7 protein-coding genes and 1 pseudogene are annotated in these 12449 nt (G+C 62.5%); 1 reads left to right on the forward strand and 7 read right to left on the reverse strand.

Annotation, left to right across the window (positions count from 1 at the left end; translation table 11 throughout):
* Nucleotides 1-87 precede the first annotated feature (87 nt).
* The 5 genes from ACYJ11_RS16085 to ACYJ11_RS16105 all read right to left on the reverse strand — a co-directional run bounded on the left by ACYJ11_RS16085 (nucleotide 88) and on the right by ACYJ11_RS16105 (nucleotide 7721).
* Nucleotides 88-2565 (reverse strand): xanthine dehydrogenase family protein molybdopterin-binding subunit, encoded by a 2478-nt coding sequence (locus ACYJ11_RS16085; RefSeq protein ID WP_461648530.1) that lies wholly within the window; start codon nucleotides 2563-2565, stop codon nucleotides 88-90.
* Entirely contained in the window at nucleotides 2562-3131 is a 570-nt protein-coding gene (locus tag ACYJ11_RS16090; RefSeq protein ID WP_461648531.1) for a (2Fe-2S)-binding protein, read from the reverse strand. The genes ACYJ11_RS16085 and ACYJ11_RS16090 overlap by 4 nt, the downstream gene beginning before the upstream one ends.
* Before the next feature lie 126 nt (nucleotides 3132-3257).
* Nucleotides 3258-5708, reverse strand: coding sequence for a xanthine dehydrogenase family protein molybdopterin-binding subunit (locus ACYJ11_RS16095; protein WP_461648532.1), 2451 nt, complete (start codon nucleotides 5706-5708; stop codon nucleotides 3258-3260).
* A complete protein-coding gene (locus ACYJ11_RS16100) occupies nucleotides 5701-6279 on the reverse strand; it encodes a (2Fe-2S)-binding protein (RefSeq protein WP_461648533.1) in 579 nt (192 codons plus the stop codon). Before ACYJ11_RS16100 ends, ACYJ11_RS16095 begins: the two co-directional genes overlap by 8 nt.
* A 209-nt stretch (nucleotides 6280-6488) precedes the next feature.
* A complete protein-coding gene (locus ACYJ11_RS16105) occupies nucleotides 6489-7721 on the reverse strand; it encodes an allantoate amidohydrolase (protein WP_461648534.1) in 1233 nt (410 codons plus the stop codon).
* A 148-nt stretch (nucleotides 7722-7869) separates the two neighbouring features.
* Between ACYJ11_RS16105 and ACYJ11_RS16110 the strand changes: the two genes are divergently transcribed.
* Nucleotides 7870-9585 (forward strand): N-acyl-D-amino-acid deacylase family protein, encoded by a 1716-nt coding sequence (locus ACYJ11_RS16110; protein ID WP_461648535.1) that lies wholly within the window; start codon nucleotides 7870-7872, stop codon nucleotides 9583-9585.
* A 103-nt stretch (nucleotides 9586-9688) separates the two neighbouring features.
* Here the strand turns inward: ACYJ11_RS16110 and ACYJ11_RS16115 are convergent, their stop codons facing one another.
* Together ACYJ11_RS16115 and ACYJ11_RS16120 are read right to left on the reverse strand one after the other, a co-directional pair.
* The gene (locus ACYJ11_RS16115; RefSeq protein WP_461648536.1) at nucleotides 9689-10804 is read right to left on the reverse strand and encodes a BMP family ABC transporter substrate-binding protein; all 1116 of its coding nucleotides are present in this window, start codon (nucleotides 10802-10804) and stop codon (nucleotides 9689-9691) included.
* A gap of 372 nt (nucleotides 10805-11176) precedes the next feature.
* Nucleotides 11177-12148, reverse strand: a pseudogene (locus ACYJ11_RS16120) (BMP family ABC transporter substrate-binding protein); the annotation flags it as partial.
* Nucleotides 12149-12449 lie beyond the last annotated feature (301 nt).

Below are 12449 nucleotides of genomic sequence, written 5' to 3' on the forward strand. Positions count from 1 at the left end.
CGAACAGCTCTTAATAGTTTGCTCGACACAACCGAAAACACTCCGTGTGTGATATTAACCAGAACAAAACTGCTCGAAACCAACCAGTCAATCGGCAGTAGACTGCTCGTCAAGTGCCGCCTTCACGTCCTCTGCAGTGAACGGTAGTTCGGTCAGCCGAACGCCAACGGCGTCGCGGATGGCGTTCGAGAGCGCCGGCGGCACGCCGTTCGTCGGGAGTTCCGCGATAGACTTCGCGCCGAACGGACCCGTTGGCTCGTGCGTCTCAACGAGAACCGTCTCCATTTCGGGGTGGTCCGTCGTCCGCGGCATCCCGTACTGGCGAAAGCCCAGTACCTCCGGGTTCCCCTCCTCGTCGAAGGTCAGGTCGCCGCTCGTGGCGTATTCGAGGCTCATGTGCTCGCCGCCCTCTATCTGGCCTTCGACCAACGCAGGATTGATAGCGACGCCACAGTCCGCCGCAAACACCAGCTTGTTGAGTTCGTACTCGCCGGTCTCCGTATCGACAGTCACGTCGACGAACTGCGCGCCGTATGGCGGTGGGCTCTCGTCGGTCGAGTGGTTGCCGTCTCCGAGGATGTGTTCGCGCTCGTCGTCGCCGTACGTCGCCTTGTAGCCGATTTCCTCCAGCGAGACGAGGTTCCCGGTCAGCTCGCTATACACGCCGCCGTCGCCGGTGTCGAGCGCTTCCGGCGGCTCATCGAGCAGTTTCGACCCCCACTCCAGCAACCGCTCTTTGGCGTCCTCGGCGGCGTTCTTTACCGCGCGGCCGCTGATGTATGTCGTCGAGGAGGCGTACGCGCCGTAGTCGAACGGCGTCAGGTCGGTGTCGGCGGCGATGACGACGACATCTTCCGGCGTACAACCGAGTACCTCGGCGGCAATCTGGGAGAACATCGTGTCCGCGCCGGTCCCGGTGTCGACGCCGCCGACCTGCAGGTAGAAGCTCCCGTCCTCGTTCATTTGCACCTGTGCCGCACCGAGTTCCTTCCCCGCAACGCCGCTGCCTTGGGCGATGAGCGCCATTCCGACCCCGCGCTTGCGGTGGTCTTCGTCGGGCTGTTCGAGATCGTGGTAACCGATGGCTTCCTTCCCGCGTTCGACGCATTCGCGGATACCACACGAGCGAATCTTCCGGGTGAACCGGTCACCGTCTTTCAGAATCGCGACGCTCCGGTCGAGGTCACCCTCGCGGACCACGTTCTGCAGTCGGAACTCGATTGGGTCGAGACCGAGGCGGCGGGCTACCTCGTCCATGTGCGCTTCGACGGCGAAATGTCCCTGTGGCGCGCCGTAGCCCCGCATAGCCGCCCCCATTGGGAGGTTCGTGTGGACCACATCTCCGGAAAAGCGGACGTTCGGAACCCGGGGATAGAGGGGAAGCGGCTTCGTTCCGACGTTGTTCGCGACGGTCATGCCGTGGGTGCCGTAGGCCCCCGAGTTCGACAGCGTGTAGAGGTCCATTGCCTCGATGTCGCCGTCGTCCGTCACTGCGGTCTGCATCTGCATCTGCATCGGATGTCGAAAGCGAAGCGCGGTGAACTCTTCCTGACGACTCATCTCTAGTTTGACCGGCCGGTCGGCCGCCAAGTGCAGCGCGAACGTTATCGGCTCGATGGCCATCTCCTGTTTCGACCCGAATCCCGCGCCGATACGCGGTTTCTTCACCCGCACGTCGCGGATGGGCACGTCGAACAGGTGCGCTATCTGGCGGCGAGTGTGAAAGGGGACCTGCGTCGCCGTGATGAACGTGTGCCGGTCGTCCTCGTCCGTGTAGGCGATGGTCGTGTGCGGTTCCGGGACGCAGTGGGACTGGTACGGCGTTTCCCACTCCGTCTCGATGACGTGTCGCTCCTCGTCGTCGCTCGTCTGTTCAAATTCCGCGTCCACGTCACCGAGTTCCCCCTCGAAGTGTGATTCGAGGTTTCGGCTGTAGTCCGCGCCCGACTGCTTGTTCTCCACGTCGTCGGCCTCGAACAGTTGTGGCGCGTCCTCGTCGAGAGCTTCTTCCGGATCGAAGACGGCGTCCAGTTCCCGGTACTCGATCTCGATTTTCCGTGCGGCGCGGTCGGCCGTTTCCGGGTCGTCAGCCGCCACAGCGGCGACCGGGTCGCCGACGAAACGGACGTGTTCGCGCAACACCTTCAGATCCCACGGGCTCGGCTCGGGGTAGGACTGGCCCGAACTGGAGTACAGTTTGTCCGGAACCACGTCGTCGAACGGCGTGATGACGGCATTGACGCCATCCATCGCCTCGGCGGCGCTCGTGTCGACCGATTCGACGTAGCCGTGGGCGATGTCGCTGCGAACCACCTTCCCGTGGGCGAGGTCCGGGAATCGGTCACGGTAGTCCGCCGTGTAGCGGGCTTGCCCGGTGACGATTTTCCGTGCGTCGTCTTTCTCTTCGTCCACGGTAATGGCGTCGCGCTCGGATTTGGGCTTGCGGTCGGGTTCGCGTGCCACATCCGCCTCTGCCTCCCGCTCGCTTTCGGCTGGGTCCGATTCATTCCTCTCTGTCTCCTCTGGTTGCTTGCTCGTCTCCCGCACCCGGTCGGAATCGCTCACTGATTGCCCTCCATGCAGCCGCAGTCGTTGACTGAACACTCGGTCACAGCGGCGGCCCCGCCGTCGTTATCGACTGCTTGCCCACCGTCGGCGGCGACGGCTGTGTCGCTGTTCATCCGTTCGGCGGCGTCTAGCACTGCTTCAACGATTTTCTTATACCCAGTACACCGACAGAGATTGTCCGACAGGGCTTCCCGGACCTCCTGTTCGGTCGGGTCCGAATTCTCCGCCAGGAGCGCCGTTGAGCGCATAATCATCCCCGGAATACAAAACCCACACTGCAGCGCGGTGTTGTCGACGAAGGCCTGTTGCACCGGATGCAGGTCGTCCTGTTCGCCCAGGCCTTCGATTGTCCTGACGGATGCGTCCCGTACTTTCGTCACTGGTTCGACGCAAGACTTCACTGGCTCGCCGTCGACGTGCACCGTACAGAAGCCGCACGCGCCAGTGTCGCATCCCCGCTTCGCGCCGGTGTACCCGTTCCGTCGAAGGACATCGAGAAGCGAATCGGATTTCGACGCGTCAACAGTCCGTTCCACATCGTTAATTTCCAGTTCGATTTCCATATGGCTCATCAGCTCGCTGGCTATGTCAGGTACATGACGAACAGAACGGTAAATAGCTATCGCGGATTTGTGATATGGCACGCCGACACACCGGCACTGTAGCCGTGACTGTCCACGCGCTCCGATTCAGATTTCACGTCCGTCCAGTTTTGACCTGATTTTCTCGGCGGTGATGGGCATCTCCCGGATGCGGACGCCGACGGCATCCCGGACGGCGTTTGACAGTGCCGGCGGGACTGTGTTCGTCGGGACTTCGGCGACCGATTTTGCGCCAAACGGACCGGTCGGTTCGTGTGTCTCGACCAGAATCGACTCGATGGGCGGCGTCTCGGTCGCCGACGGCAGTCCGTACTCGTCGAAGTCAGCTATCTCCGCCCGTCCCTCGTCATCGAGTGTGATACCCTCGCTGACGGCCATCTCGTAGCTCATGTGGTTCGCCCCCTCGATCTGCCCCTCGGCCATGCCGGGGTTGATGGCGACGCCGCAGTCGACCGCGACGACCAGTTCGTGGACCTCGAACTCGCCGGTTGTCTCGTCGACCGTTACGTCAGCGAACTGGGCAGCGAACGGCGGGGGACTCTCCTCGGTGCAGTGGGTCCCCTTCCCCAGGATGTGTTCGCGCTCGTCGTCGCCGTACGCGGCCTCATAGCCGATGTCTTCGAGCGTGACCGAATCGCCGCTGGTCTCGCTGTACACCGTTCCGTCGCCGGTTTCCAGATCACCGACCGGCTCGTCTAATAGCTTTGCTCCCCAGTCGAGAATCCGCGCCTTTGCGTCTTCTGCAGCCTTCTTGACCGCCATGCCGCTGATGTACGTCGTCGAGGAGGCGTATGCGCCGTAGTCGAAGGGCGTTACATCCGTATCGGAGGATTTGACGATTATGTCGTCCTCGTCACAGCCCAGTACTTCGGCGGCGATCTGGAGGAACGCCGTGTCAGCGCCTGTCCCAATGTCGACGCCGCCGACCTGCAGGTGGAAGCTCCCGTCCTCGTTCATCATTATCTGGGCGGCCCCAAGTTCGTCGCCGGCGACGCCGGTCCCCTGTGCGGACAGCGCCATCCCGATGCCGCGGTGCAGGTGGTCCTCGTCGGGCTGTTCGAGGTCGTCGTAGCCGATGGCGTCCTTTCCGCGCTCGATGCACTCGTCGAGGCCACACGAGCGGATACGGCGGTTCGCCCCCTCCCCGCCCATCATCCCCGCGATCTCGTCGAGGTCGCCGACTTCCATGTGGTGTCGCCGCCGGAATTCGATGGGATCGAGACCAAGGTCGCGAGCGACCTCATCGAGATGTCCCTCCAGTGCGAGCGTGCCCTGTGGCGCGCCGTACCCCCGCATCGCACCGGTCTGTGGCGTGTTCGTGTGGACGATATCGGCCTCGAAGCGGGCGTTGGGAACCTTCGAGTACAGCGGCATCGGCTTGCTCCCGACGTTGCCCGCGACAGTCATGCCGTGGCTGCCGTACGCGCCGGTGTTCGACAGCGCGTAGATGTCGATGGCCTCGATGTCGCCGTCGTCGGTGACGGCTGTCCTCGCTTTGACCTTCATCGGATGGCGCGAGCGCATCGCGTAGAATTCCTCCTCGCGGCTGGCCTCGTACAGGACCGGGCGGTCGGTGGCGAGCGAGAGCGCGAGCGGAATCGGCTCGACGACCATCGCCTGTTTCCCGCCGAAACCGCCGCCAACGCGGGGCTTGGTCACACGGATGTCGCGGATCGGGATATCGAACAGGTGGGCAAGCTGTCTCCGGGTGTGGTTGGGCACCTGCGTGCTGGTAATGAGGACGTGGCGGTCGTCCTCGTTCGTGTAGGCCAGCGACGTGTGTTTCTCGACGTTGGCGTGGGACTGCCGGATCGTCTCCCATTCGGTCTCGTGGACGTGAGTGTCGCCGTCGAGCGCCGCGTCCACGTCGCCCAGTTCGCCCCCGATGTGGGCCATCCGGTTGCGGTCGTAGTCGTGGCCGACGATCTCGTTCTCGACCTCGCTGCCCTCGAACAACTGCGGCGCGTCTTCGTCGAAGGCGTCCTCCGGGTCGGTGACGTAGTCGTACTCCTCGTACGACACCTCGATGGCCTCGACAGCGGCGGTCGCGGTCGCCCGGTCTTCGGCTGCGACGGCGGCAATCGGGTCGCCGATGTAGCGGACGTGCTTGTTCAGCACGTGCATGTCCCACGGGCTCGGTTCGGGATAGGACTGCCCGGCGCTGGTGTATTTTGCGTCCGGCACTGCGTCGGATTCGGGTGTCAGGACCGTGTCGACGCCATCCATCGCCTCGGCCGCGCTCGTGTTGATGTCGGTAACGCGGCCGTGTGGGATGTCGCTCCGGACGACTGCCGCGTACGCGAGGTCGGGATACCGTTCCTCGTAGTCGGCGGTGTACTTCGCTTGCCCGGTGACGAGCTTTCTGTCGTCGTACTTCTCCGTCCGGTGGGAGACGCTGTCGCGTTCATCGGGGGCCTTGTCGTTGTTCTCAGGCTCGTCCCATTCGAGCGGGTGTTCCTCGGAGCGTCCGTCTTCGACAGTCTCTGACTGCGAGGCCGTACCCCCATCGGCCTTGGGTGTCTCGTCATCGTTACTCATCGCAGCCACCTCCACAACAACTGGTCGACTCGTCCCCATGCGGCGGCACAGTGACCGAGTGGCCGCCGTCCGCGGCGACCGACTGCTCGCCCCGCATTCGTTCTGCCGCGTCGAGCACCGCTTCAACGGGCTTCTGATAGCCGGTGCAGCGACAGACGTTGTCGTCCAGCGCCTCCCGGACCTCCCGCTCGGTCGGGTCGGGGTTCGAATCCAGCAGTGCCACCGCCTGGATCACCATCCCCGGGATACAGAACCCGCACTGGACGGCGAAGTTGTCCACGAACGCCTGCTGGACCGGGTGCAGGTCGTCCTGCGTCCCGAGCGCTGCGACGGTTTGTATCTCACTCCCGTCGGCGTCTGTCGCCTCCATCCCGCAAGCCATCCGAACTTCACCGTCGACGAACACCTTCGATGCGCCGCAGGTTCCGCCGTCGCAGCCACATTTCACGCCGATGTAGCCGTGCTGTCTCAATACCGTCGCCAGGTCGTCCGCCGACCCGGCTTCGACTGTCGTCCGCTCGCCGTTGATCGTGAGTTCGATATCCACAGCGTTCCCTCCAGTTTCCGGCATGCGATACGCACACACGCCTCTTAGTGAACAACTGTACAGCACTCTCTGATATATGTATGCTTCACAGGTGTCTGATCGCAATGTTGCCAGCGAAAGTCACGGGCACGTCCCACCACACGACAACCGGCTGACACAGCCACGACAGACGTACCAGTCGATGTGTGGCGTGTGCCAAATCTGTGACAGATACTCCCTGCGAACGAGCCTGGTTACTCGGCGGCTTTCTCCTGCACCGCGTTCAGCAGTACCTCAGTCCCGGTGACGATGTCGTCCCACTCAGTGAACTCGCTTTCCCGATGGCTGATCCCGTCGACGCTCGGGACGAAAATCATGCTCGTGGGGGCTATCTTGTTAAGATAGTTCGCGTCGTGGCCCGCGCCGCTGACCAGCCGTGTGTACTCACAGCCGACCGTCTCGGCGGCTTCGACAACCGTGTCTATGCAGTCCTGATCGAACGGGTCCGCGTCGACTCGCATTATCTCCTCGATCTCGTATTCGAGCCCTTCGCGCTCGGCTGCGTGGGCAACCTCTTCCCTGATCTGTTCGACGGCTGCATCGACCACGGCGTCGTCGTACGAGCGGAAATCGAGCGTGAACTCCACCGTCTCGGGGATGACGTTGATAGCGTTTGGCCACACGTCGACACTGCCGACCGTCCCGACGAGGTCCGTTCCTTCTGTCGCTGTGATCCGACGGACCGCGCGCGTTACGTCCGCCGTCGCCACGAAGGCGTCGTGACGCATATCCATCGGCGTCGGCCCGGCATGGTTCGCTTGGCCCTCGAAGGTGACGTTCAGCCAGGAAAAGCCGAACACGCCTTCGACAGCGGCGACTGGGATGTCCTGCTGTTCGAGAAACGGCCCCTGCTCGACGTGCATCTCGAAGTAGCAGTGGATGTCGTCGGCTTCGCAGGGAACATCCCCCTTGTAGCCGATGCGTTCGAGTTCGTCGCCGAACCGCCTGTCCTCCTTGTCCTCGCGCTCGTACGCGTAGTCGAGGTCGAAAATATCACAGTAGACACCGCTGCCGAGCATATCCGGCTGAAAACGGACGCCCTCCTCGTTGCTCCAGGCGACGACCTCCAGCGGTCGTTCGGTCGTCACGCCGGCGTCGTTGAACGCCTCGATCACTTCCAATCCACCAAGGACGCCGATAACGCCGTCGTACCGACCGCCGTTGTACTGGCTGTCGATGTGTGACCCGAACAGCACCGGCGCGGCGTCGCCCTCTGTCCCGTCTCGGCGACCGAAGATATTGCCCATCGTGTCGATACGGACCTCCAGCCCGGCCTCGCGGAACCACTCGACCAGTGTGTCGCGGGCTGCCTTGTTCTCGTCGGACAGGCTCGGCCTGTTGACGCCGCCCCGTTCCGTCGCGCCGATCTTGTTGAACGTATCGAAACGCCGTCTGAACCGCTCGCTATCGAGACTGACGGATGGCATTGGGTAGCTGTTCCGCGGTGTCGTCTTGAAGATTGCGTCGGGGTAGCGCCACACAGGCTGACAGACATGTGTGGCACGCGCTCGCCCGCTGTCACACACGGTTGAGACCACCGAAAGAGCCAAACGACCGTTCCGCGAGTCGGCAGACATGACTGAGCCGAGTGCCGCGTCCATCGCGTTCAGAGACGCGCGGGTGCTGGACGGGAGCGGTCGTCCGCCGTTCACTGCGAGCGTGCGTGTCGCTGACGGTCGAATCGATGCCATCAGCGAGGCCCCGCTCGACGCCGACCGCGTTATCGATCTCGACGGGTCGTATCTCGCGCCGGGATTCATCGATATGCATGCGCATTCGGAGCTGCGGCTTTTCGAGAATCCCAGTGCCAAGGAGAAACTGACGCAGGGAATCACGACGGAAGTCCTCGGCCAGGACGGGGTCAGCGTCGCCCCGGTGCCGCCGAACCTCACTGACGAGTGGGCGGAACGGGTCAAATCACTCGATGGCACGCTCGGCGAAACGTGGCCGTGGCACACCGTTTCCGGCTATCTCGAGGCGCTTGAATCCGCTGACCCAGCTGTCAACTGCGCGTACTACGCCCCACACGGCAACATCAGGTCGATGCTGGCCGGGTTCGAGGACCGCCCACTCAGCGGCGAACACGTCGTCGCCGCCGGGCCAGTCACCGGTCAACGACTGGACAGACCAACGTCCGACCACGACACAGCGCCCGGTGAACTCGACGCGATCCGACAGGAACTCGAAGTAGCGCTGGAAGAAGGCGCGTTCGGTATGTCGAAGGGAATGATATATCCGCCGAGTTCGTACGCTCGCGACGATGAACTGGTGGCGCTTGCGGACACCCTCGCCAAGCGCGACTCGTTCATGATCTCGCACGTCTGGAACGAGACGGATCGCGTGGTCGAATCCATCGACCGGTACCTCGACATCTGTCAGCGTGGCGGCTGTCACGCCCACGTCTCGCACCTCAAAGTTGGCGGTCAACAGAACTGGGGAGATTCCGAGGCCGTGCTCGACCTGTTCGACGACGCCGTCGACAGGGGGCAACGGGTCACCTTCGACCAGTATCCGTACACAGCCGGGTCGACGATGCTCACCGCGCTGTTGCCGCCGTGGGCACGGCAGGGCGACTCGGAAGCCATCCGTCACCGCCTCAACTCCGCAGCGGTTCGCGACCGCATCGCCACTGACATTTCTCAGCCGGGCGACTGGGAGAACCTCGCGTACGCCGCCGGATCGTGGGACAATATCCTCATCACGCGGACGGGGAGTGGCCGCTATCAGGGCGACACCATCGCGGACATCGCCGCCGAGATGGGCCGCGAGCCGGTCGACGCGATGTGTGAACTGCTCGTCGCGGAGGAACTGGACGTGACGATGGCCGACTTCGTGATGGCCGAGGAAGACATCGAGCGGTTTCTCGCGGACGACCGCGGCACGTTCTGTACGGACGGCATCTTCGGCGGAAAGCCCCATCCGCGGGCTATCGGCGCGTTCAGCCGCATTCTCGAACGCTACGTCCGAGAACGGAACGTGCTCTCGCCGGAACTGCTGGCGTACAAAGCCGCAGGCAACCCGGCTGATATCCTCGGCCTCAGGGACCGCGGCTACGTCCACGAGGGATACATCGCGGACCTCGTGACCTTCGACCTCAATTCGGTGTCGGCGAACGCGACCTACGAGAACCCGTTCCAGTTCTCCGACGGGATGGAGTACGTCCTCGTCGGCGGCGAGATAGCTGTTCGGGACGGCGAACTGACCGGCGAGCGAAACGGCGACGTGCTTCGCTCGTACGAGGAGTGGGGCGGTGCGACCCGTCCCGAACTGGACCGCGCTGCCACCGGCTGATTGGCTGATCTGCCCGCTCTGACCAACTATTCGGGGACTCTCCGACTGCTCGCTACCGGCGGGACAGTATCGGGGCGGAAACGAACGGCGAACCTGGGCCGCTCTACTTCGATATTTCGGCGTCGACGGCGTCGACGAAACTGTTCATCTCTTGGAACAGGAACTCGTCGCTCTTGTCCTCGAACATCGAACCGGCCCAGACGTCGAGTTCGCCGTTGACGATTTTCTCTTCCGTCTCGGCGACGGTGTCCTTGACCTCCTGCGGGACCTCCGGCCCCCACTCGTCGAGCGTTGGGAGGTTCGTCTCCATGCCGCCCCAGAAGGCATCGGATTCCCAGGTCCCGTCCCGAACCGCCGAAATGGTCGGGTCGTACACCTCTTCCCAGTTCCACACCGGGGAGATGAGGTAGTTGTCGCCGCCGAACTTGCCCATCGGCGCGTTGTAGCCGGAGGCCCACACGTCTGCCTCGTTTGCAGCCTTGACCGGTGCAGGGGAGTCCTGCTCCTGTGAGATAACGTCACAGCCATCATCAATGAGTGAGTTGGCTGCCTGCTTCGAGGTCGGTGGGTCGAACCACGCGTTGACCCACCGGATTTTGAACGTCGCGTCCGGGTTCACCGACCGCGCGCCGAGTGCCATGGCGTTGATCGAGCGGATAACTTCGGGGATTGGGAAGGCGGCGACGTAGCCAATCGTGTTGTTCTCGGTCACCATCCCAGCTGCCTGGCCGGCGAGATACCGGGGCTGGTAGATCCGACCCATGTACCGGCCCATGTTCTCCCGGGTCCGATAGCCGGTCGCGTGCTCGAAGTACGTGTCTGGGTACTGTTCCGCAATGTTGAACAGCGGGTCCTGGTAGTTGAACGTCGTCCCGAAGACGATGTCGGCGTCACCCTGTGCGTACTGCTCGAACACGCGTTCCGAGTCCTCCGGCGCGACAGCTTCCGTGTACTCGGTTTCCAGCCAGTCGTACTTTTTGTCGACCGCCTTTCGTCCCTCGTCGTGGGCGTGGGACCACCCGAGGTCGCCCACCTCTGAGATGTACACCCAGGCAGCGGTGACGGAGTTGGACCCGGAGCCACTCTCGCCGGTCGTCGTGCCGTCAGCCGTGTTTGTGTCGTCGCTCCCGCCACTACAGCCGGCTAGTGCGGTTACTCCTGTCGCCCCAAGCGCACCCAGCATCTCCCGCCGCGATATCGTTCGGTTGGTATTCACCATTACTGAACTGGGTAGAGGTAGCGGAAACTCCTACTTAAGCGATACCATTCTTGACCTTGCAGCGAAGGAATACATTGGAACAAAATTGGTCGAAATTCCCATTTATATCTCAATAATACTACGAACGTTGTTATATTCTCCCGGGAGCCACAGCAACACACAGGCGATTACTGTAGTCGAAGACCGGTGGCGGGGTCAGCTCGGGACCTCGCCCTCGACGGCGTCGACGTAGCTACTCATCTCCTGGAAGAGGAACTCGTCGCCCTCGCCCTCAAACGCCGAACCGGTCCAGACATCGAGGTCGCCGTCGAGCATCGCCGACCGCGCCTCCGAAACGGTGTCTTTTGCTTCCTGGGGGACTTCAGGCCCCCAGTCGTCCAGACTACAGATGCCCGACTCGATGCCTCCCCAGTACGCGTCGGATTCCCAGGTGCCGTCCCTGACAGATTCGATAGTCGGCCCATAGAACTCCTCCCAGTGCCAGATCGGCGACGTGAGATAGTTCTCGCCGGCAATGTCGCCCATCGGCGCGTCGTAGCCGGTCGCCCAGATACCCGCATCGGCGGCTGCACGGAGTGCGGCGGGGGAGTCCTGATGCTGGGCCATCACGTCGACATCCTCGTCCAGCAGGGCGTTCGCCGCCTCGCTCTCGGTCGGCGGGTCGAACCAGGAGTTCGTCCATCTGACTTTCAGCGTCGCGCTGTCGTTGACAGACGCGGCCCCGAGCGCGTAGGCGTTGATGCCACGGATGACTTCCGGGATCGGGAAGGCCGCTACGTATCCTAGCGTGTCTGTCTCCGTTACGGTCCCGGCTGCTTGCCCGGCGAGGTACCGGGGCTGATAGATCCGCCCCATGTATCGCCCCATGTTCTCCATCGTCAGGTAGCCGGTGTTGTGTTCGAAGTACGTATCGGGGTACTGCTCCGCCACCGACGCCATCGGGTCCTGATACTCGAACGTACAGCCGAAGATGATATCGGCGTCTCCCTGCGCGTACTGTTCGAACACCCGCTCGGAATCAGCGGGGGCGACAGCCTCTGTGTACTCCGTCTCCAGCCAGTCGTACTCCGCTGCGACCGCCTTCCGCCCTTCGTTGTGGGCCCAGGACCAACCGAGGTCGCCGACCTCCGAATTGTACACCCAGGCAGCGGTGACGGAATCCGTTCCGGACCCGCCATCACTGCCGGTCGCAGTACCGTCGGCAGCCCCGCCATCGGCGGTGTCGGTGGCCGCCTCGCCACCACTCCCGTCACCACCACTACAACCCGCGAGCCCGGTAATTCCTGCTGCCCCAAGTGCTGTCAGTAGCTCCCGTCTCGATTTGGTATGTTTCTTGTCAACCATTAACTAACCGGGTAGTCATTGCAGAAACAATAACTTAAATAGTTCTGTTCACGCAGCTTTCTCTATAATATTGTCCAAATATATGCTATAGATGTGGGTCAATATCATAACTTATGGCAACTACTTGGATCATATGTCCATACTATTGTTGGTGTAGACAGACGGAACCCAGATCGCCAACGGACGCTAGCACACGACAACTGATACTTGGCAAATGTCCGCCATTTCCCGTTCTGGACGGCGAATATAGCTACCTTTGAAAACAATTATGCCACTACATTGTTGATACCCGCTCAAGATC

The sequence above is a fragment of the Haloarcula sp. H-GB5 genome (genome assembly GCF_054850705.1).

Excerpts from the sequence above, each read along its gene's own strand:
- ACYJ11_RS16115 (WP_461648536.1), bottom strand. The coding sequence starts at position 10,804 with ATGGTGAATACCAACCGAACGATATCGCGGCGGGAGATGCTGGGTGCG.
- ACYJ11_RS16100 (WP_461648533.1), bottom strand. The coding sequence starts at position 6,279 with ATGCCGGAAACTGGAGGGAACGCTGTGGATATCGAACTCACGATCAAC.
- ACYJ11_RS16095 (WP_461648532.1), bottom strand. The coding sequence starts at position 5,708 with ATGAGTAACGATGACGAGACACCCAAGGCCGATGGGGGTACGGCCTCG.
- ACYJ11_RS16110 (WP_461648535.1), top strand. The coding sequence starts at position 7,870 with ATGACTGAGCCGAGTGCCGCGTCCATCGCGTTCAGAGACGCGCGGGTG.
- ACYJ11_RS16090 (WP_461648531.1), bottom strand. The coding sequence starts at position 3,131 with ATGGAAATCGAACTGGAAATTAACGATGTGGAACGGACTGTTGACGCG.
- ACYJ11_RS16105 (WP_461648534.1), bottom strand. The coding sequence starts at position 7,721 with ATGCCATCCGTCAGTCTCGATAGCGAGCGGTTCAGACGGCGTTTCGAT.